The organism is Palleronia pontilimi (genome assembly GCF_016412875.1).
In the GTDB taxonomy this organism is placed as follows: domain Bacteria; phylum Pseudomonadota; class Alphaproteobacteria; order Rhodobacterales; family Rhodobacteraceae; genus Palleronia; species Palleronia pontilimi.
The window spans coordinates 18,062-39,272 of record NZ_JAEKPD010000018.1; the positions used below are offsets into that span (position 1 = coordinate 18,062).

A 21,211-nucleotide genomic window follows, 5' to 3' on the forward strand; every position below is an offset into this window, starting at 1 on the left:
CGCGTCGCCCATTGACCGGCTGGGGGAAATCCTCAACAACGGGGCGACCAGGCCTTTGGGAAGACAGGATGTACGACTTCGCCGTCATGTGGGACTGGCTGGCCTTCGCGGTGCGCTGGCTGCACGTGATCACGGCCATCGCGTGGATCGGATCGTCGTTCTACTTCATCGCGCTGGACCTGGGGCTGCGCAAGGCGCCCGACCTGCCGCCCGGCGCCCATGGCGAGGAATGGCAGGTCCACGGCGGCGGCTTCTACCATATCCGCAAGTACCTGGTGGCCCCCGACGCGATGCCCGAGCACCTGACCTGGTTCAAGTGGGAAAGCTATTCCACCTGGCTGTCGGGCGTGGCCCTTCTGGCCGTGCTCTACTGGGCGGGGGCCGAGTTATACATGATCGACCCCGCGCGCGCGGACCTCGCCACCTGGCAGGCCATCGCGCTGTCGGTGGCCTTCATCGCGCTGGGCTGGGTGGGCTACGACGCGCTCTGCCGCTCGCCGCTGAAATCGCGGCCCACCGCCGTCATGCTGGTGCTCTTCGCGGGCATCGTCGCGACCTCGTGGCTGCTGAACCAGGTCTTCACGGGCCGCGCCGCGCTTTTGCACCTGGGCGCGATCACCGCCACGATCATGACCGCCAACGTGGCGATGGTCATCATGCCGAACCAGCGCATCGTGGTGGCCGACCTGAAGGCGGGCCGCACGCCGGACCCGAAATACGGCGCCATCGCCAAGCTGCGCTCGACCCACAACAATTACCTGACGCTGCCGGTGATCTTCCTGATGCTGTCGAACCACTACCCGCTGGCCTTCGGCACCGACAACGCGTGGATCATCGCGGCGCTGGTCTTCCTGATCGGCGTGTCGATCCGCCATTACTTCAACACCCGCCACGCGCGCGCGGGCAATCCCACCTGGACCTGGGCCGTGACGGTGGTGCTGTTCCTGGCACTGGCCTGGCTTTCGACCGCGCCGCTCTACGCCGACGACCCCGCCGAGCAGGCGATGACGCCCCTGGCCCAGCGCTACGCCGCCGCGCCGGGCTTCGCCGACATCCACCAGACCGTCACCGGGCGCTGCTCCATGTGCCACGCGCGCGAGCCGGTGTGGCCCGGCCTCCGCTGGGCGCCCAAGGGCGTCGTGCTGGAAACCGAGGCCGACGTCGCGGGCCAGGCGCGCCGGATCTTCCTGCAATCGGGCGTCAGCCACGCCATGCCGCCGGGCAACATCACCGACCTGTCCGATGCCGACCGCGCCGCGATCCGCGCCTGGTATCGCGCCGCCCAGCAAGGGGCCTGATGCCGTGACCGAGCCCATCCAGCGCAAGTATTTCACCCCCGCGGGCGGCCATCCGGGCCAGGACCGGCTGATGACCGACCGCTCGGTCTTCACGACCGCCTACGCGGTGATCCCCCACGGCGTGCTGCAGGACATCACCACGTCGCGCCTGCCGTTCTGGACGAAGACCCAGCTCTGGGTGATCGCGCGGCCAATGACGGGCTTTTCCGAGACGTTCTCGCATTACCTCATGCGGGTGGCGCCGGGCGGCGGCTCGGACCGTCCCGACGACGACACCCGCGCCGAGGCGGTGCTGTTCTTCACGTCCGGCACGGGGCGCATCACCATCGCGGGCCAAAGCCACACCATGCGCGAAGGCTCCTACGCCTATATCGCGCCCGGCACCGAGTGGAGCCTTTTCGCGGGCGACCGCGAGGCGCTGCGCTTCCACTGGATCCGCAAGCTCTTCCAGCCGGTCGACGGGCTGGACGCGCCCGAGAGCTTCGTCACCCACGAAGACCGCGTGACCCCCGTCGCCATGCCCAAGACCGACGGCCACTGGACCACGACCCGCTTCGTCGACCCCGAGGATCTGCGCCACGACATGCACGTGAACATCGTCAGCTTCGATCCGGGCGCGATGATCCCCTTCATGGAAACCCACGTGATGGAGCACGGGCTTTATGTGCTGGAAGGCAAGGCGGTCTACCGGCTCAACGACGACTGGGTCGAGGTCGAGGCCGGCGATTATTTGTGGCTGCGCGCCTTCTGTCCGCAAGCCTGCTACGCGGGCGGGCCGGGGCTGTTTCGCTACCTGCTCTACAAGGACGTGAACCGTCACGCGGCACTGGGCCTATTGGGCGACCAGACCGCGCCCGCCCGGCGCCGCTGACCGGCCGGTCGCGCCCGGCCCCCATCTTTGTTCTTTCGAAATATCCCGGGGGTCCGGGGGCAGCGGCCCCGGCCCGGCGGCGCTCAGTGGCGCGGCGTGCCCGCGTCCCTGCGCCGGGTGATCGACATCGATACCAGTAAGCTGAGCGGACCAGATGCGACAAACGCCCGGCAGGCGGATGCTGGCCTGATCGCCCTCATCCACAGCGCGGCCACCGTGGGTTAGCGTTTCTGAACGGGGATCGTATGTCGGGGCAGGCGACAGGCCGAGGCGAAGACCCTCGCGCGGATGTCAGCATGAACCGGCTCAGCCGGTCGACGCGGTCGGTCCCAGGATGTCGATCTCCAGCCGCCGTCGCTCGGCCACGACGTCGCTGGCCGTGATCCGCGGGATCTCCTGATTCCGCGCTAGAAAGCCATGGCGGATCAGATCGGCTGTCAATCCGTCGAAGTCAGGCACCGCGTTCGCCATGGGTATCGTGCCGTCGATTAGGAAGTTCTCGATCAGGTGATCGAGATCGAAAACCGGGCCGCCGGTCATGCGTGACAGTTGACCCAGGAAGCCCAGCGGAGCCTCCCCCATACGACGCCTTATGAAGCCGATCTTTGCGCACGTGCCGGAAAAGGCGACCAAGTGAAAGGCAGAGCCTTCTACGCCAAGAATGACACCGGCCGCGCGATATTGGGCGATCTGGTCGGGAAGGCTGTGCATTTGCGGATGGAAGATCTCGTAACCGTTTTGCCGGGCCAGGTCCTCGAGCCGATCCTCGAACAGCAGGTGTCCTGGCGTTGACCGAATGGCCGTGCGCGAAACGAAGATCTTTCCCGCGCCCGACGGCGCAACGTCGGGCGCGAACCGAGCCTTGATATACGCGCGGAACTCGGGGCAGCCCGGCGCCATCAGCGTCGCGCCGCATCCCTGCGGCGGAACGATCAGGCGGTCGAAGCTGGTCGGCACCGACGCGACCTCGATCGGTGGCAAGTCCGGGACGAGGTCGAACAGGCCACGCGTCTTGTTGAGGCGGCGGGCAGCCCTTCGCGGATGCATGACCTTCCACGGCAGGAACACGATCCCGGCGATCGGGTCAGCCACCATATCGAGTGCCCAAAGACGGGCCAGTGTTTCGACCAGGAAATGTCCGAAGCGGGCGTCGTGCTTGCCACCGAACAGCCAGGTGCCGGCGCGATGGATCTCGATGGGCATCGGCGTGGCGGGACGATTGACCGCCCGGGTCTCGCTAATGAAACACCGCGAGGCATCGACGAAACTGCCGTCCTCGCGCAGCACACCGCCAAGCACCTGCCGACCGCGCTTGCCGACCTCGGTGAAGGGGATAAGCGAGGCGTTCGGGACATCTTCGATGTGGTCGGAAAGCGCCTTTTCCGGATCGTGTGCGTGGTCGGCCAGCATCTGTATTCTCTCTTTGGGAAAGCGCGGGTCTTCAGATGGATGTGGTTTTCAGTTTCGCAAGGAATGCGGCACAGACTTGACGGAGCGGGCAGCAGCAGATCGAGCGCGAAAACGATGAAGATCCGGTTCCAAATCGGTTGATACGCCGATCCACTGAAATGCGATCATTCTTCCGCTGCCTCAACGAGGATCGGTTTCGAAAGCGGGTACTCCTCCAGGTTGGCGCCGTCGCCGATCCGGTCGATCACGGCGAAGAGCCCCGGGGCGTGCAGCGGCGTCAGCACACCGTGCCACGTTCCGCGCAGGAAATTGATCGCCTGTCCCGGTGCGGTGACGAAGGCGTGGACCTGCCCGGGCCGATCGCCCAGATCTTCGGCAACGATGACAAGGAACGGCTGAAAAGTCATCGGGATGAAAGCCTGGCTGCCCAGCGGGTGACGCTCGAGCAGCTCCAGCCGGTAGGGCAGGGCGCGGGGTTCGGCGTCGAACAGGCTGATGCCTGCGCGCCCGTCGCCGAAATCGAGCCGCGCGCGGTCGTGGAAGCGGCCGCAGAGCCCCTGGTTGATGATCCGGTCGGGCGCGCCTCGGGTGTCGAGCACGTCGCCGAAGGGTGTGAAGGCGTTTCGCGTCAGCGTCCGGGCCCGCAGCGAGCTCACCGGCGGCACCGGAATTCTTGAGAATTCCGGCCCGATTTTCTCGAGAAAATCGTCACGTTTTCCGGGCGGAAAACGGCCATCATGCCAGCCGCTCGGCCAGCCGCAGCGCGGCGATGCGCTCGACCTGGCGGCAGGCCTCGGCAAGCTCGTCCGCCGTCGCGTTCTGCAATCGCCGCTCGAAGGCCTGCAGGATCGCCGCCTTGTCGTGATCGCGCACCGCGATGATGAAGGGAAACCCGTGTTTCGCCACGTAGGCGTCGTTGAGCTCGGTGAACCGCGCGCGCTCGGCGTCGGTCAGGGCGTCCAGACCGGCGCTGGACTGCTCGACCGTGCTGTCGGCCGTCAGCCGCCGCGCCGCCGCGAGCTTGCCCGCAAGGTCCGGATGCGCCCGCAGCACCGCCAGCCGCGCGTCGTCCGGTGCGCGCCGGAACGCCCGCGCCATTGCGTGGGCCAGCCCCGCCGCGCTGTCATGGGCGGGCCCGAGTTCCAGGTCGAACGCCGCGTCGGCCACCCAGGGGGAATGTTCGTAGATGCCGCCGAAGGCCGCCACGAACTCGGCGCGGTCCATCCGGCTGGGGCGCGCGATATCTCGCCAGGGATGCGTCTTTGCCCAATGGTCCGCGATCTGGGCGCGGGTGGCGAACCAGACGCCGTCCTGCGCCCGCGCGTGGTCGAGGAAGCGCCGCAGGGCCATGATCCGGCCGGGCCGTCCGGCCAGGCGGCAATGCAGGCCCACCGACATCATCTTCGGCCGTCCCGCCAGCCCTTCGGCGTAGAGGCAGTCGAAGCTGTCGCGCAGGTAGGCTTCGAACTGGTCGCCCGAATTGAAGCCCTGCGGCGTGGCGAAGCGCATGTCGTTGGCGTCCAGCGTGTAGGGCACGATCAGCTGCGCGCCGTCCCCGACCTGGTGCCAATAGGGCAGGTCGTCGGCGTAGCTGTCGGCCACGTAGTCGAAGCCGCCGTCTTCCGCGGCCAGCCGCACCGTGTTGACCGAGCAGCGCCCGGTGTACCAGCCGCGGGGGCGCGATCCCGTCACCTCGGTATGCAGGGCGATGGCGGCGGCCATGTCGGCCGCTTCGTCCTGCGGCGGGTAATCCTTGTACTCGATCCACTTCAGACCGTGCGACGCGATCTCCCATCCGGCCTGCTGCATCGCCGCCACCTGTTCGGGTCCGCGCGCCAGTGCCGTCGCCACGCCGAACACCGTCACCGGCAGGTCGGCCAGCAGCCGGTGCAGCCGCCAGAACCCGGCCCGCGCGCCGTATTCGTAGATCGTTTCCATGTTCCAGTGGCGCTGGCCGGGCCAGGCGGCGGCGCCGACGATTTCGGACAGGAACGCCTCGGAGCCTGCGTCGCCGTGCAGGATGTTGTTCTCGCCGCCTTCCTCGTAGTTCAGCACGATCTGAACGGCGATCCGCGCGCCACCCGGCCAGGCGGCATCAGGGGGCACGGGGCCGTGGCCGCGCATGTCGCGGGGATAGCGGTCGGGCATGGGCGCATTCCTCTTGTGCCCGGCATTAGCAGGCGAAACACTGCGTCTTGCAAGCCCGCACGGAGACGCCGCCAGATGCCCGGATACCTGACCACCCATGTTCTCGATACCGCGAAGGGGGTGCCCGCGCAGGGGTTGCTGATCGTGCTCTACCGCATCGACGGCGACACCCGGACCGAGCTGGCGCGCAAGACCACCAATGCCGACGGGCGCACCGACGGGCCGATCCTGCCCGAGGACGGCTTCGCCACCGGCACCTACGAGCTGGTGTTCCACGCGGGCGGCTACCTGGGCGACGCGCGCTTTCTGGGCGACATCCCGATCCGCTTCACGATGGACGAGGACAGCCATTACCACGTGCCGCTGTTGCTGTCGCCCTACGGCTATTCGACCTATCGCGGCAGCTAGGTGCGCCTTCGGGCGGCGCGCGTGAGGTGAGCGATTCGCGGGATTGCCCCGGTCGCCCGTGTGCGGGCGGAGACGCGCGACGCGGTCGCGGGTCTGGTCCGCCCCCGGTTCTACGACGAAAGTCCTGATCCCGGCGCGGGTTACGCGTCCTAGTTGAATCCTCCAGCCGGGAAACCCGCTTCGACGAGCGGCACCACGCGGCGGGTTGCTTGGGCCGGGTGGATATGGTAGTTCTGCTTAATAGAATATAATTCCGCATAATGGAATTAGGGGAGGAACCACCGATGAAAACCATGCTCAAGATCACCGCGACCTGCACCGCGCTGGCCGCCACCGCGGGCCTTGCCGCGGCCGAGACCACGCTGTTCTACGGCGAGGCCGGCCCCAACCGCGGTGCGCGCGCCGAGGCGACGAACTGGTTCGCCGAGCAGGTGAGCGAAAAGACCGGCGGCGAGCTGGGCTTCGACATCCAGTGGGGCGGCGCGCTGTTCAAGGCGGGCGCCGCGCTGAACAGCATCGCCGACGGCGTGGCCGATGCGGGCACCATCATCGCGGTCTATTTCCCCCAGGAAATGGTCGCCTACGGCATCGCCGACCTGCCCATCAACAACCCCGACGCCTGGGTGGGGATGCGCGCGACCGACGAGCTGATGCGCAGCTCCGAGGCGATCCAGCAGAACCTGGCCGCGCAGAACCTGGTCTATGTGGGCACCTACACCACGTCGGCCGTGCATATCGGCTGCAAGGACACCGCGATCCGCACCGCCGACGATATCGACGGGCTGAAGGTCCGCGGCGTCGGCGCCTACGGCAAGACCTTCGCCGATTTTGGGGCCAACCTGGTGAGCATGTCGATCTACGACGCCTACCAGGGTCTGGATACCGGGCTGATCGATTGCAGCCAGGGCTACAGCTACGCCGTGGCCGCGCTGAAGCAGCAGGAAGTCATGGACAGTTACACCCTGATGAACTGGGGCCAGGTCGGCGCGCTGGGCATCTTCATGAACAAGCAGATGTATGACAGCCTGCCGCCCGAGCAGCAGGACGCGCTGATGGAAGCGGGCATGGGCATGGCCGACAAGCTGGGCGAGCTTATCACCGCCGACAACGAAAAGGCCATCGAGACCATGAAGGACGCGGGCGTCGAGGTCATCGAGCTGCCCGACGAAGAGCGCGCCAAGCTGGTCGAGAAGGGCAGCACCTATATCGACGCCTGGGTCGAGCAGGCCACCGCCGCCGGTCTGGACGGCACGGCGCTGCTGGCCGAGTATCGCGGGCTCATCGACAAGTACACCGCCGAGCGGGACGACCAGGGCTATCCCTGGACGCGCTGACGCCTGACCGGGGCCCGCGCCCGTCGCGCGGGCCCCCCGGATCACGTCCGGGGCGGGGCCCAACGCGGCCCCGCCACCCCCGAAACTGAACCGATTTGGGAGGATCGCGGGATGCTGCTGCGCATCGAGAAGCTGCTGCTGGACCTGGCCGCCATCGCCGTGATCGGCCTGGGCGCGCTGATCACCATCAGCGTCTGCCTGCGGATCTTCCTGAACTCGGGAATCCCCGACACCGTGGTCATGGTGCGCGAGCTGATGGTGGCGGCCATCGTGCTGCCGCTGGCCGCCACCGCCACCGCCCGCGCCAATATCGTGGTCGAGGTGCTGACCCAGCACATGCCGCGCCGCTGGCAGGACTGGCTGGTGGTGTTCGGGTCGGTCATGGGGCTGCTGGCGCTGCTGCCGCTCATGTGGGCGGGCTGGCGCGAGGTGACGGGCGCCTTCGAGTCCGGCGCCTTCTTCTTCGGCCAGCTGTCCCTGCCCAAATGGCCCGGCCGGGTGATCTTCTTCTTCGGCATCGCCATTTGCTGGCTGCGGCTGGCGATCATGGTCTGGCAGGACATCGCCACGATCCGTTCGGGCGCGCATATCGACGCCACCCCCGACCATATCGAAGAGGAAGCCTGAGCCATGGACGGCACCCTCATCGGCATCGTCGCCTTCGCGTCCGTCATCGGCCTGCTGGCCATCCGCGTGCCCATCGCCTTCGCGCTGGCCGCGGTGGCGACCGTGGGCACTTTCGTGATCTTCGCGTTCCGCACCGGCACCTTCGCGCCCGAACGCGCCTATCGCCCCACCTCGAGCCTGGTTTTTTCCAACTCGTTCGACCTGATCCACAGCTACGATCTGTCGATGATCCCGCTGTTCGTGGCGCTGGGCCACATCGCCTACAAGGCCGACATCACCACCGCGATCTACCACGCCGCGCGCGTCTGGCTGGCCAAGATCCCCGGCGGCGTCGCCATGGCAAGCGTCATGGGCTGCGGCGGGTTCTCGGCCATCTCGGGCTCGTCCATCGCGTGTGCCTCGACCATGGGGCGGATCTGCTGTCCCGAGATGCTGTCCATGGGCTACGACAAGCGCCTGGCCACCGCATCCGTTGCGGCGGGCGGCACGCTGGGCTCGCTGATCCCGCCCTCGGTGCTGTTCATCATCTACGGCATCTTCACGGAAACCTCGATCAGCGCGCTGTTCCTGGCGGGGATCCTGCCGGGGTTGCTGAGCCTTGCGGGCTTCATGCTGGTGATCTGGATCTGGGTGAAGCAGAAGCCGCAGGACGCGCCGCGCTACGAGGGCGAGATCACGCGCGCCGAAAAGCGCCGCGCCGCCATCGCCGCCTGGCCCGCCGTGGCGCTGTTTGCCACCATCGTCGGCGGCATCTACGGCGGGTTCTTCACCGCGACCGAAGCCGCGGCCATTTCCGTGTCGCTGGCCGTCGCCATCGGCTTCGCGCAACGCAAGCTGACCTTCCGCGCGCTCTGGGACGCGCTGCGCGAGACCTGCATCCAGACCACGTCGATCTTCCTGATCGCCGCGGGCGCCAAGATCTTCGTGGCCTTCATCGCGCTGACCGGCGTGGCGCCGGACATCGTGCAGGCCGTCACCGATGCCGAGCTCAGCCCCGTGGTGCTAATGGCCGCCATCGCGCTGATCTACCTGGCGCTGGGCATGTTCCTGGACCCCATCGGCATCATGGTGCTGACCCTGCCGCTGATGGTCCCGCTGATCGAGACCTATGGCTTCGATCTGATCTGGTTCGGCGTCGTCGTCATCAAACTGCTGGAGATTGGCCTGATTACACCGCCCGTGGGCTTGAACGTCTTCGTCATCTCGTCGGTCGTGGGGCCATCGGTGGCGATCGACCGCATCTTTTCGGGGCTGGTGCGATTCCTGTCGGTGGACGTGATCGTGCTGATCATCATCATGGCGGTGCCGTGGCTGAGCCTGTTCATTCCGGGGACGCTGCAATGAACGACATGACCGAAGACCGCCGTTTCGCCACCACGCTGGCCCGGGGCCTGAGCGTCCTGCGCGCCTTCCGTCCCAGCGACGACGGGCTTGGCAATGCCGAGATCGCCGAGCGTACGGGCCTGCCGAAATCCACCGTGTCGCGGCTGACCTTCACGCTGCAGACGCTGGGCTACCTGACCCATGGCAGCCACCGCGACCGCTATCGCCCCGGACCGGCGCTGCTGGCGCTGGGCAACGTGGCGGGGGCGTCCATCGGGTTCCTGGAGATTTGCGGGCCGATCATGCAGCGGCTGGCCGACACAACCGGCACGCTGGCGCTGCTGGCCATGCGCGACCACGACAAGGTGGTGCTGGCCAAGACCTGGCGGCCCGCGGGCGCGTCGTCGATCTGGCTGGAGATGGGCCACCGGCTGCCTTACCGCGGCACGTCGTCGGGGCTGTGCCTGATCGGCGCCACGTCCAAGGACGCGCTGGCGGACCTGGCCGCCGATGCGTCGCGGGATGCGCCCATGACGCTGGACGAGGCGCGCGAGCTGCGCACCGCCGCGCGCCAGCAGCTTTTCGCGCGGGGCTTCGTGATCTGCGACCCCGACCGCTATTTCACCGGCAACATCCACGCGGTGTCGACCCCCTTCCAGCCGCGCGACCTGCAGCAGCCGGTGGTCTTCAGCTGCGGCGCGCTGCCCGTCGATCTGCCGGTCGCCCGGATGGAAACCGAAGTCGGCCCCGCCCTGCGCGCGGCCGTCCTGGAACTGGAACAACGTCTTGGCATGCCGCCCTCGCCCCTGCCGGGCTGAGGCCGTGCCGACCCTGAAAAGGAGAGATTGATGAGCGACCTTGTCACCTACGACCGTGAAGGCCCCATAGCCGTGCTGACCGTCGACAACCCGCCGGTGAACGCGCTGGGCCTGGCCTTGCGCACCCAGTTGAAGGACGCGGTGGCGCGGTTCATCGACGACGACGCAGAGATCGCGGTCATCCTGGGCGGCGGCAAGCTGTTCCTGGGCGGCGCGGACGTGTCCGAGTTCGGCAAGCCGCCGCAGGACCCGTGGCTGCCCGAGGTCGTGAACTTCATCGAAGATTGCCCCAAGCCGGTCGTCGCCGCGATCCACGGCGTGGCCCTGGGCGGGGGGCTCGAGGTGGCGCTGGGCTGCCATTACCGGCTGGCGATGCCCGGCACCAAGCTGGGCCTGCCGGAAGTGACCTTGGGCATCCTGCCCGGCGCGGGCGGCACCCAGCGCGCGCCGCGCGTGGTGGGCACCGATACTGCGCTTGAGATGATTACCGGCGGCAAGCCCATCGGCCCGGACGAGGCGCTGGAGGCGGGCCTGATCGACCGGGTGGGCGAGGGCGAGACCCGCGCGACGGGCGTAGCCTACGCGCAGGACCTGCTGGACCAGGGTGCGGGCCCGCGCCCGATCAAGGCCATGGACCGCCCCGCCGCCCCCGCCGAGGGCTGGGACGCGTGGGAGGCCAAGCTGCACGCCAAATATCCCGGCCAGGTGGCGCAGGTGCAGGCCATGCGCGCCGTGAAGGCCGCGACCGAACACGACTTGCCCGAGGGGCTGGACGAGGAACGCCGCCTGTTCAACGCGCTCATGGACACCCCCCAGCGCGAGGGGCTGATCCACGCCTTCTTCATCGAACGCAAGGTCGCCAAGGTGCCGGGGCTGGAAGGTGCAACGCCCCGCGATATCGGCAGCATCGGCGTGATCGGCGGTGGCACCATGGGCTCGGGCATCGCCACCGCGGCGCTTTTGCGCGGCCTGCCCGTGACGCTGGTCGAGATGAAGCAAGAGGCGGCTGACAAGGCGCAGGCCACCATCGCAGGGAACCTGGACGGCGCCGTGAAGCGCGGCAAGATGAGCGCGGCCAAGCGCGACGCGGCGCTGGGCACCCTGCACTGCGTCACCGATTACGGCGCGCTGAAGGACGCCGATGTCATCATCGAGGCCGTGTTCGAATCCATGGACGTGAAGAAAGAGGTCTTCACCAAGCTGGACGCCATCGCCAAGCCCGGCGCGGTGCTGGCCACCAATACCAGCTATCTGGATATCAACGAGATCGCGCAGGCCACCAGCCGCCCCGCCGACGTGATCGGGCTGCATTTCTTCAGCCCCGCCCACATCATGAAGCTGCTGGAAGTCGTCGTCGCCGACGCCACCGACAAGGACGTCACCGCCACCGGCTTCGCGCTTGGCAAGCGGCTCGGGAAGGTCAGCGTGCGGGCGGGGGTCTGCGACGGCTTCATCGGCAACCGGATGCTGTCGCATTACCGCTCGGCCGCCGACTGGATGATGCTGCACGGCGCGTCGCCCTACCAGATCGACCGCGCTTTGGAGGATTTCGGCTTCGCCATGGGTCCGAACAAGGTCGCGGACCTGGCGGGGCTCGATATCGGTTACATGACGCGGCAGCGGAAGGGCCGCGAGGCCGGCATCGTCCATCCGCAATGGGCCGACGACCTTTACGACATGGACCGTCTGGGCCGGAAGACGGGCCGCGGCTTCTACATTTACGACGACGAAAGCCCCAAGGGCCGCGAGGATCCCGAGGTTCTTGACCTTATCGAACAAGAGCGCCGCAAGCAGGGGATCGAGGCGCGCGACTTCAGCGCCGACGAGATCGTCGACCGCTACATGGCCGCGATGGTCAACGAAGGCGCGCGGGTGCTCGAGGACGGCATCGCCTTGCGCCCGCTCGACATCGATGTGGTGAAGCTGATGGGCTACGGCTTCCCGCGCTATCGCGGCGGTCCGATGAAATACGCCGACATGACCGGGATCGCCACGATCCGCGACCGGCTGCGCGACTACGAGGACGGATCGGGCTTCTGGACGCCCGCGCCCCTGCTGGAAGAACTGGCCGAGGACGGCCGCACATTCGAGGATATGAACAATGCCTGAGGCCGTCATCGTCTCCGTCGCGCGCACCCCCATCGGCAAGGCCGGGCGGGGCGCGTTCAACATCACCCACGGCGTCGACCTGGCGGGCCACGCGACCCACCACGCGGTCGAGCGGTCGGGTATCGACCCCGCGCTGATCGAGGACAGCATCTGGGGCTGCGGCTATCCGCAGGGCGTCACGGGGCGCAATATCGCGCGGCAGGCGGTGATCCGTGCGGGCCTTCCCGTCAGCATCGCGGGCACCACGGTCAACCGCTTTTGCGCGTCCGGTTTGCAGGCCATCGCCATGGGCGGCCACATGATCGCGCAGGAAGGCAGCAAGGCGATCCTCGTGGGCGGGGTGGAAAGCATTTCCGGCGTCCAGCCGCCCCCCGATGAGGCGCCGAACGACTGGATCATGGCCCACAAGCCCGACCTCTACCTGCCGATGATCGACACCGCCGATATCGTGGCCGAGCGCTATGGCATCTCCCGCGCGGCGCAGGACGCGCTGGGCTACCAGTCCCAGATGCGGACCGCCGAGGGGCAGAAACAGGGCCGCTTCGACGCCGAGATCGCGGGGATCAAGACCACGAAGGCCGTGAAGAACAAGGAAACCGGCGAGGTGACCCACGAAGAGGTCACGCTGGAGATGGACGAATGCAATCGGCCCTCCACCACGCTGGAGGCGCTGCAGAAGCTCGAACCGGTGCGGGGCGAGGGGAAATACATCACCGCCGGCAACGCCTCGCAGCTGTCCGACGGTGCCGCCGCTTTGGTGATGATGGACCGGAAAGAGGCCGAGCGTGCCGGGCTGGAGCCGCTGGGCGCCTTCCGCGGCTTCGCCATCGCGGGCTGCGAGCCCGACGAGATGGGCATCGGCCCGGTCTTCGCCGTGCCGCGCCTGCTGGAACGCGCGGGTCTGAAGGTCAGCGATATCGACCTGTGGGAGTTGAACGAAGCCTTTGCCAGCCAGGCGCTTTACTGCCGCGACCGGCTGGGCATCGACAACGACATCCTGAACGTCAACGGCGGCTCGATCTCGGTCGGGCATCCCTTTGGCATGACCGGCGCGCGCATGGCGGGCCACATCCTGTACGAAGGCCGCCGCCGCGGCGCGAAACTGGGCGTGGTGACAATGTGCATCGGCGGCGGCCAGGGGGCCGCGGGCCTTTTCGACATTTACTGAAAGGACGATTTAAATGGATCTGAGTTACACAGACGAACAGAACGCCTTTCGCGCCGAGGTGCGGGCTTTTCTTCAGGAAAAGCTTCCCGAGCGCCTTTCGGACAAGGTGCGCCTGGGCCATGAGCTGACCAAGGAAGACCACGAGGAATGGCACGCCATCCTCAACGAAAAGGGCTGGCTTGCGGGCAACTGGCCCAAGGAACATGGCGGCACCGGCTGGGACGCGGTCGAGCGGCACATCTTCGAGGAAGAAACGACCCAGGCCCACGCGCCGCGCATCGTGCCCTTCGGCATCAACATGCTGGGTCCGGTGCTGCAGAAATTCGGCTCGAAAGAGCAGAACGAGTATTGGCTGCCGCGCATCCTGAACGGCGACGACTGGTGGTGTCAGGGCTATTCGGAACCGGGTGCGGGCTCGGATCTCGCGTCGCTCAAGACCGAAGCGGTGCGCGATGGCGACCACTATATCGTCAATGGTCAGAAGACTTGGACCACGCTGGGCCAGTACGCGAACATGATCTTCTGTCTCGTGCGCACCAGCAAGAACGGCAAGCCGCAGGAAGGCATCAGCTTCCTGCTGATCGACATGGACGATCCGGGCATCGAAGTGCGTCCCATCGTGCTGATCGACGGTGGTGCAGAAGTGAACGAGGTCTGGTTCAAGGACGTGAAGGTCCCGGTCGAGAACCTGGTGGGCGAGGAAAACAAGGGCTGGACCTATGCCAAGTACCTGCTGACCCACGAGCGGACGAATATTGCAGGGGTGGGCTTCGCCAACGCGGCGCTGGAAAACCTCAAGCGCATCGCCAGACTGGAAATGTCGCATGGAAAACCGCTGATCGAGGATCCGCTATTCGCCGCCAAGATGGCGCAGGTGGAAATCGCGCTGATGGCCATGGCGACGACGAACCTGCGGGTGGTCAGCAAGGCCGCCGAGGGGCAGGCGCCGGGCGCGGAATCGTCGATGCTGAAGATCAAGGGCACCGAGATCCGGCAGGAGATCAACGCGCTGACCCGCGAAGCGGTCGGCCCCTACGCAATGCCCTTCGTCAGCGAGGCGCTCGAGCCCGGCAGCAACACCGAACCGGTCGGACCGGATTACGCGCTGCCGATGACCAAGACTTACTTCAACAACCGAAAGCTGTCGATCTACGGCGGCTCGAACGAGGTGCAGAAGACCATCATCTCGAAGGCCATCCTGGAGCTTTAAGATATGAAATTCGACCTGACAGAAGAACGCCAGATGTTGCAGGACGGTCTCCGCCGGTTCATGCGCGACAGCTGGGACAAATCCACCCGCGAGGCCGTGCTGGACGGCGATACGGGCTATTCATCCGAAGCTTGGCAGGGCCTGGCCGAAATGGGTGTGATCGGCGCGCTGTTCACCGAAGACGACGGCGGTTTCGGTGGCGCGGGTTTCGATCTGAGCGTGGTGTTCGAAGAGCTGGGCCGCGCCGGGGCGACCGAGCCGCTGCTGGAAGTCGTGCTGGCGGGCGGGCTGATCGCGCGCCGGGGCTCGGACGATCAGAAAGCGGTGCTGGAATCGGTGATCGCGGGCGAGACGCAACTGGCTTTCGCCCATACCGAACCGGCCAGCCGCTATGACCTGGACCGGGTGTCCACGGAAGCCACCAAATCGGGCGATGGCTTCACGCTTTCGGGCCGTAAGGCGGTGGTCGTAAACGGACCGAACGCGGATCACATTGTGGTCTCCGCCCGAACGTCCGGAGAGGTGGCCGACCGCGACGGCATCTCGTTGTTCGTGGTGAAGAAGGGCGCCGAGGGCATGGACCTGCGCGGATACAGGACCATGGCCGGCAGCCACGCCGCCGAGATCGCGCTGGACAATGTGCAGGCCGAGCTGCTGGGAAGCGAGGGCGACGCCTTCGACGATATCGAATGGGCCGTCGCGCGCGCCACCGGCGCGCTGTCGGCCGAGGCGCTGGGCCTGATGGAGGCCTGCCGCAAACTGACCGCCGACTACCTGAAACAGCGCACCCAGTTCGGCAAGCCCATCGGCAAGTTCCAGGCGCTGCAGTTCCGCATGGCCGACGTGCTGATCGAGATCGAGCAGGCGCGCTCGGCCGTCATCAACCTGTGCGGCAACCTGGACCAGCCGCGCGATCTGCGCGAGCGCCACGTCAGCGCCACCAAGCAGCTGATCGGGGCGGTGGCGAAGCTGGTGGTCGAGGAATCGATCCAGATGCATGGCGGCATTGGCATGACCGAGGAATACGACCTGGCGCACCTGACGCGCCGTCTGACCATGTGCGACCACCGGCTGGGCGACACGACCTACCACCTGTCGCGCTTCACCCGGCTTGCCGCCGCATGAAGGACGCGCCCGGCATCATCACCGACGAGACCGGCACGCAGCGCAATATCGGCTACGTGCTGGACGTGTCGCAGGGAGACGGCTGCGCGCGCTGCCGCCTGACGCTGGACGACCGGCACACCAACCGACACGGCGCGTTTCACGGCGGGCTGGCGGCGGTGATGCTGGACAACGCCATGGGCGCGACGGGGTCGCTGGCGGTGGACGCAAGCGGGTTGCACCCGATGGTGACGATCACGATGACCACCAACTTCATCGCGTCGGCGCAGGTGGGCGACACGCTGACGGCCACGGGGCGGCTGGTGGGCGGCGGGCGCAAGGTGAAGTTCATCGAGGGCGAGCTGCGCCGCGCTGACGGCACCCTGATCGCCACCGGGTCGGGCGCGTTCAAGGCGATGCGGACATGAGCGCGCGGATCGAGCATCGCGGCGACGCGCTGATCGTGTGGAACGTCAACGCGGCCAGGCGCAACGCGCTGACGCCGGAATATTACGCGGCGGTGGTCGAAGCCTGCGAGCGGGCGGCCGTGCCCGGCATCGCCGCGGTGGTGCTGACGGGCGAGGGCGATTTCTTCTGCGCGGGGGGCGACCTGAACACGCTCATCACCCGGCGCGAGCTGTCCGAGGCCGCGCGGCGCGACAAGATCGAGGGCTTGCACGGCGTGATCCGGGCCATCCGCGCCTGCCCCGCACCGGTCATCGCCGCGGTCGAAGGCGGGGCGGCGGGGGCGGGCGTGTCCATCGCGTTTGCCTGCGACATGGTGGTGGCGGCGCGGCAGGCGCGGTTCACCATGGCGTACGTGAAGGCGGGGCTCGCCCCCGATGGCGGGCTGACGCAGACGCTGGCGCGGGTGATCCCGCCGCACCTGCTGGCGCGGCTGATGCTGCTGGGCGAGAGCGTGGATGCCGAGCGGCTGCACATGATCGGCGCGCTCAGCGAGATCTGCGCGGACGGCGATGCGCTCGACACCGCGCTGTCGCTGGCCGACCGGTTGGGCGACGGCCCGCAGGACACCCAGCGCGCGATCAAGCGGCTGCTGGTGCAGGGGCGGGCCGCGACGCTCGACACCCAGCTCGACGCCGAGCGCGACGCCATGGCCCGCGCGCAAGGCGGCGACGAGGCGGGCGAGGGCATCGCCGCCTTCCTGGATAAACGCCCCCCCGATTTCCGAAAGCTGCGCGCATGACCGATCCCGTCTTCGACACCGCCGTGACGCGGACCTTCGGCACCCGCCTGCCCATCGTGGCGGGCGGCTATATGTGGCTGGGCGACGCGGCCTACGTCAGCGCCTGCGCGCGGGCGGGGATCATGGGATTTATTACCGCCGCCAGCTTCCCCGATACGCTGACGGACGAGATCGCCCGCTGCCGCGACAGGGCCGAGGGCAAGCCCTTCGGCGTGAATGTCTCGATGCTGCCGAAGCTGGTGCCGGGCGAGAAAACCGCCGACGTGTTCCGCGAGATCGCCGATGCGGGGATCACGGTCGTCGAGACCTCGGGCCGCAATCCCGAACCCTATATCCCGCAGCTGAAGGACGCGGGCATCACCGTGTTGCACAAGGTGCCGTCGGTGCGCTTCGCGGTGAAGGCGCAATCGGTGGGCGTGGACATGGTCAGCATCGTGGGCGCCGAATGCGGCGGCCATCCGGGCATGGACCTGGTGGGCAGCTTCGTGAACATGGCGCTGGCCGAGCGCAGGCTGGAGATCCCCTTCCTGATCGGCGGCGGCGTCGGCGCGGGGTCGCAGATCGTCGCCGCTCTGGCCGCGGGTGCGTCGGGCGTGGTGATCGGCACGCGCTTCCTGGTCTGCGAGGAGCTGAGCGCCCATCGCGGCTACAAGCAGGCCATGGTGGACGCGACCGAGCGCGACACCGCGCTGACCATGCAGACCGTGCGCAACACGATCCGCACGCTGGCCAACGAGACCACCGAAGAGGTCGCGCGGCTGGAGCGCGAGAACCCCGAGGGCGGCATCGACCAGCTGATGCCGCTGGTGAAGGGGACGATCGGGCGCCGCGCCTACGAGACGGGCGACGTGTCGCGGGGGATGCTGTCGGCGGGCCAGTCGCTGGGGCTGACCGACGCGATCAAGCCGCTGGCCGAGATCGTCGCGCAACTGGAGCACGAGGCCGAGACCGCGCTGAAGCGGCTGCGCCCGGAAAGGATGTCCGGATGACCCGCCTGCAGGAGCTGATCGACCGCCACGCCGAACAGCGCCCCGACAGCCCCGCGCTGCGTGACACTCTGGGCCACCGGGTGGATTTCGCGGGCTACAAGGCCGCCACGGAAGAAGCGGCGGCGCTGCTGCGCCATGCGGGCGTGCGGCCCGGCGACCGGGTGATGGTCGTGGCCGAGAACTGCCTGGCCATCGCCGCGATGGTGTTCGGTGCCTCGCGGCTGGATGCCTGGATCGTGCCGGTCAATGCCCGCATGTCTGCCTCCGAGATCGACAGCATCCGCGCCCATTGCACGCCGCGCGCCAGCGTCTTCACGCTGGGCGCGTCGGACGAGGCGAAGGCCCACGCGGCCCGCGCCGGCGCCGACGTTGCGGATGCGAGCTTCGGCCACATCGCCATCGCGACCCACGAGGCCGAGCCGGATCCCGATACCGAAGTGGCCATGCTGCTTTACACCACCGGGACCACCGGTGCGCCCAAGGGCGTGATGCTGACCCATGACAACCTGGTCTTCGCGGGCAAGGCGTCGTGCGATCTGCGCGCCATGACGGCGCGCGACCGGATCTATGGCGCTCTGCCGCTGACCCATGTCTTCGGGCTGGCGTCGATGCTGACGGCGGCGGCGGTCTGCGGTGCCGAGGTGCAGCTTGAGACGCGCTTCACGCCCGCCGCGCTGCTCGAGGCGCTGCAGAACGGCGCGACGGTGCTTCCGGCGGTGCCGCAGATGCACGCCCTGCTGATGGAGCACACTGCCGGGCTGGGGATGGACAACCTGAAGGATGCCAAGCTGCGCTATGTGTCCTCGGGCGCGGCTCCGCTGGACCCCGCGTGGAAGCGCAAGGCCGAGGCGTTCTACGGCCTGCCGCTGCAGAACGGCTACGGCATGACCGAGACCACGGCAGGCGTCAGCGGCACGCGCAATCCCATCGGCACGCCCGATGTGAGTGTGGGCCCGCCCGCCGAGGGGGTCGAGGTGCGGCTGAAGGATCCCAACGACAAGGGCGTGGGCGAAATCCTGGTGCGCGGGCCCAACGTGATGAAGGGCTATTACAAGGCGCCCGACAAGACCGCCGAGGTCATGGACGACGACGGCTGGCTGTCGACGGGCGATTTGGGCGAGATCGACGCGGACGGCAACCTGCACGTGGTGGGCCGGGTCAAGGAGCTGATCATCCGCTCGGGCTTCAACGTCTATCCGCCCGAGGTGGAAGCGGCGATCAACGATCACCCCGACGTGGTGCAATGCGCGGTGGTCGGGCGCCCCCATAAGGGCAACGAGCAGGTGCTGGCCTTCGTGCAGACCGCGGGCGACGTGACGCCCGACGCCCTGCGCGGCTTCGTCGCGGACAGCCTGTCGAACTACAAGCGGCCATCTGCTATATTCATCGTCGACGAACTCCCCGCCGCCGCGACCGGGAAGATACTGAAACACAAGCTTCTGGACACCTTCGCGGACCGGATCGCTGAAATGGACAAGGAGTAAAACCAATGCCCAAGGATACCCAAGGACACGGACCCGAGCTTGGCCAGTTCGAATGGGACGATCCCATGCTGCTGGAACGCCAGTTGACCGAGGACGAGCGGATGCTGCGCGACGCCGCGCGCCAGTTCGCCCAGGACGTGCTGCAACCCCGCGTGATCGACGATTACCGCGACGAAGCCTATTCGCCCGAGCTGTTCCCGCAGATGGGCGAAGCGGGCCTGCTGGGCCTGACCATCCCCGAGCAATATGGCGGGCTGGGCATGAACTACGTGACCTACGGGCTGGTCGCGCGCGAGGTCGAGCGGGTGGATTCGGGTTACCGCTCGATGATGTCGGTGCAGTCGAGCCTGGTGATGTACCCGATCCACGCTTACGGCAGCGAAGAGCAGCGCGAGAAGTACCTGCCGAAGCTGGCCACCGGCGAGATGATCGGCTGTTTCGGCCTGACCGAGCCGGATGCAGGCTCGGACCCCGGCGGCATGAAGACCGTCGCCAAGAAGACCGATGACGGCTACGTGCTGAACGGGTCGAAAATGTGGATTTCCAACGCGCCCTTCGCGGACGTGTTCGTGGTCTGGGCCAAGTCCGAGGCCCATGGCGGCAAGATCCGCGGCTTCGTGCTGGTAAAGGGCATGGAGGGGCTGAGCGCGCCCAAGATCGGCGGCAAGCTGTCCTTGCGCGCGTCCACCACGGGCGAGATCGTGATGAAGGACGTGGCGGTGGGCGAGGACGCGCTGCTGCCCAATGTGGAAGGTCTGAAGGGCCCGTTCGGCTGCCTCAACCGCGCGCGCTACGGCATTTCGTGGGGTGTCATGGGGGCGGCCGAGTTCTGCTGGCACGGTGCGCGGCAATACGGGCTTGACCGCAAGCAGTTCGGCAAGCCGCTGGCGCAGACGCAGCTGTTCCAGAAGAAGCTGGCCGACATGCAGACCGAGATCACGCTGGGGCTTCAGGGCTCGCTGCGGCTGGGGCGGATGATCGACGACGGCTCGGCGGCGCCCGAGCTGATTTCGATGATGAAGCGCAACAATTGCGGCAAGGCGCTGGAGATCGCGCGGATGGCGCGCGACATGCATGGCGGCAACGGGATTTCCGAGGAATTCCAGGTGATCCGCCACATGATTAACCTGGAGACGGTGAACACCTACGAGGGCACCCACGACGTCCACGCGCTGATCCTGGGCCGGGCGCAGACCGGGCTGCAGGCGTTTTTCTAGGGTGCGGGCCAAGCCGGGCCACCGCGCGGACTATCGGCAGTTTCGCCAGATGGGGACGCGGTGGTTCGACAACGACATCTACGGGCATCTGAACAACGCCCTGCACTACCAGCTCTTCGACACGGCGGTGAACGCGCCGCTGGTCGAGGCGGGCGTGCTGGACCCCGTGGCGGGCGAGACGGCGTTCCTGGTGGTGGAATCGGGCTGTCGCTACTTCGCGCCGCTGGCATTTCCGCAGACCGTCACCGCGGGGTTGCGGGTGGCGCATCTGGGCCGGTCCTCGGTGCGCTACGAGATCGGGCTGTTCGCCGATGACAGCGACGTGGCGGCGGCGGAAGGGTTCTTCGTGCACGTGAGCGTGCGGCGGGCCACGTCGGAGGTGGTGCCCATCGTCCCGCCGGTGCGCGCGCTGCTGGAGGCGATCCAGGTCGCGGACGCCTCGCCCTGACAGGTCCGTGGCGCTGGCTGCGGGCCGGGCGCCGGGAT

20 protein-coding genes are annotated in these 21,211 nt (G+C 67.5%); 17 read left to right on the plus strand and 3 right to left on the minus strand.

The window, feature by feature from the left end:
- The first annotated feature begins 68 nt into the window (after window positions 1-68).
- Window positions 69-1,298: a urate hydroxylase PuuD gene (locus tag ILP92_RS15575; RefSeq protein ID WP_198917341.1), complete on the plus strand. Its 1,230-nt coding sequence runs from the start codon at window positions 69-71 to the stop codon at window positions 1,296-1,298.
- A 16-nt stretch (window positions 1,299-1,314) separates the two neighbouring features.
- A complete protein-coding gene (locus tag ILP92_RS15580) occupies window positions 1,315-2,169 on the plus strand; it encodes a bifunctional allantoicase/(S)-ureidoglycine aminohydrolase (protein ID WP_368667909.1) in 855 nt (284 codons plus the stop codon).
- A 306-nt stretch (window positions 2,170-2,475) separates the two neighbouring features.
- Here ILP92_RS15580 and ILP92_RS15585 read toward each other — a convergent pair whose 3' ends face one another.
- From ILP92_RS15585 to puuE, 3 genes are all read right to left on the minus strand, one after another.
- Window positions 2,476-3,579: a glycosyltransferase family 61 protein gene (locus tag ILP92_RS15585; RefSeq protein ID WP_198917343.1), complete on the minus strand. Its 1,104-nt coding sequence runs from the start codon at window positions 3,577-3,579 to the stop codon at window positions 2,476-2,478.
- Window positions 3,580-3,743: 164 nt separating this feature from the next.
- Window positions 3,744-4,235: an ureidoglycolate lyase gene (locus ILP92_RS15590; RefSeq protein WP_198917344.1), complete on the minus strand. Its 492-nt coding sequence runs from the start codon at window positions 4,233-4,235 to the stop codon at window positions 3,744-3,746.
- 79 nt (window positions 4,236-4,314) lie between these two features.
- Window positions 4,315-5,727 carry an allantoinase PuuE gene (gene puuE / locus ILP92_RS15595; RefSeq protein WP_235971490.1) on the minus strand — a complete coding sequence of 471 codons (1,413 nt, stop codon included), beginning with the start codon at window positions 5,725-5,727 and terminating at the stop codon, window positions 4,315-4,317.
- A 75-nt stretch (window positions 5,728-5,802) separates the two neighbouring features.
- On the opposite strand from puuE, the gene uraH reads away from it, so the two are divergent.
- The 15 genes from uraH (at window position 5,803) to ILP92_RS15670 (ending at window position 21,173) form a co-directional block, all read left to right on the plus strand.
- Window positions 5,803-6,135: a hydroxyisourate hydrolase gene (gene uraH / locus ILP92_RS15600; RefSeq protein ID WP_198917345.1), complete on the plus strand. Its 333-nt coding sequence runs from the start codon at window positions 5,803-5,805 to the stop codon at window positions 6,133-6,135.
- Between the two features lie 284 nt (window positions 6,136-6,419).
- Entirely contained in the window at window positions 6,420-7,469 is a 1,050-nt protein-coding gene (locus tag ILP92_RS15605; protein WP_198917346.1) for a C4-dicarboxylate TRAP transporter substrate-binding protein, read from the plus strand.
- A 111-nt stretch (window positions 7,470-7,580) separates the two neighbouring features.
- Window positions 7,581-8,096, plus strand: coding sequence for a TRAP transporter small permease (locus ILP92_RS15610; protein WP_198917347.1), 516 nt, complete (start codon window positions 7,581-7,583; stop codon window positions 8,094-8,096).
- 3 nt (window positions 8,097-8,099) lie between these two features.
- The gene (locus tag ILP92_RS15615) at window positions 8,100-9,440 is read left to right on the plus strand and encodes a TRAP transporter large permease (RefSeq protein WP_198917348.1); all 1,341 of its coding nucleotides are present in this window, start codon (window positions 8,100-8,102) and stop codon (window positions 9,438-9,440) included.
- A complete protein-coding gene (locus ILP92_RS15620; protein ID WP_198917349.1) occupies window positions 9,437-10,237 on the plus strand; it encodes an IclR family transcriptional regulator in 801 nt (266 codons plus the stop codon). The genes ILP92_RS15615 and ILP92_RS15620 overlap by 4 nt, the downstream gene beginning before the upstream one ends.
- 30 nt (window positions 10,238-10,267) lie before the next feature.
- Window positions 10,268-12,346, plus strand: coding sequence for a 3-hydroxyacyl-CoA dehydrogenase NAD-binding domain-containing protein (locus tag ILP92_RS15625; protein WP_198917350.1), 2,079 nt, complete (start codon window positions 10,268-10,270; stop codon window positions 12,344-12,346).
- A complete protein-coding gene (locus tag ILP92_RS15630) occupies window positions 12,339-13,514 on the plus strand; it encodes an acetyl-CoA C-acyltransferase (protein WP_198917351.1) in 1,176 nt (391 codons plus the stop codon). Before ILP92_RS15625 ends, ILP92_RS15630 begins: the two co-directional genes overlap by 8 nt.
- Window positions 13,515-13,527: 13 nt before the next feature.
- Entirely contained in the window at window positions 13,528-14,724 is a 1,197-nt protein-coding gene (locus tag ILP92_RS15635) for an acyl-CoA dehydrogenase family protein (RefSeq protein ID WP_198917352.1), read from the plus strand.
- 3 nt (window positions 14,725-14,727) lie between these two features.
- Window positions 14,728-15,849 (plus strand): acyl-CoA dehydrogenase family protein, encoded by a 1,122-nt coding sequence (locus tag ILP92_RS15640; RefSeq protein ID WP_198917353.1) that lies wholly within the window; start codon window positions 14,728-14,730, stop codon window positions 15,847-15,849.
- Complete coding sequence (locus tag ILP92_RS15645) at window positions 15,846-16,256, plus strand: PaaI family thioesterase (protein ID WP_198917354.1); 411 nt, start codon at window positions 15,846-15,848, stop codon at window positions 16,254-16,256. Before ILP92_RS15640 ends, ILP92_RS15645 begins: the two co-directional genes overlap by 4 nt.
- Window positions 16,253-17,035, plus strand: coding sequence for an oxepin-CoA hydrolase, alternative type (locus tag ILP92_RS15650; protein WP_198917355.1), 783 nt, complete (start codon window positions 16,253-16,255; stop codon window positions 17,033-17,035). Before ILP92_RS15645 ends, ILP92_RS15650 begins: the two co-directional genes overlap by 4 nt.
- Window positions 17,032-18,024 carry an NAD(P)H-dependent flavin oxidoreductase gene (locus tag ILP92_RS15655; RefSeq protein WP_198917356.1) on the plus strand — a complete coding sequence of 331 codons (993 nt, stop codon included), beginning with the start codon at window positions 17,032-17,034 and terminating at the stop codon, window positions 18,022-18,024. Before ILP92_RS15650 ends, ILP92_RS15655 begins: the two co-directional genes overlap by 4 nt.
- On the plus strand, window positions 18,021-19,508 hold the full coding sequence (locus tag ILP92_RS15660) for a class I adenylate-forming enzyme family protein (protein WP_198917357.1): 1,488 nt from the start codon (window positions 18,021-18,023) through the stop codon (window positions 19,506-19,508). Before ILP92_RS15655 ends, ILP92_RS15660 begins: the two co-directional genes overlap by 4 nt.
- Window positions 19,509-19,513: 5 nt before the next feature.
- A complete protein-coding gene (locus tag ILP92_RS15665; protein ID WP_198917358.1) occupies window positions 19,514-20,725 on the plus strand; it encodes an acyl-CoA dehydrogenase in 1,212 nt (403 codons plus the stop codon).
- Window positions 20,726-20,774: 49 nt separating this feature from the next.
- Window positions 20,775-21,173, plus strand: coding sequence for an acyl-CoA thioesterase (locus ILP92_RS15670; protein WP_198917359.1), 399 nt, complete (start codon window positions 20,775-20,777; stop codon window positions 21,171-21,173).
- The last annotated feature ends 38 nt before the right edge of the window (window positions 21,174-21,211 follow it).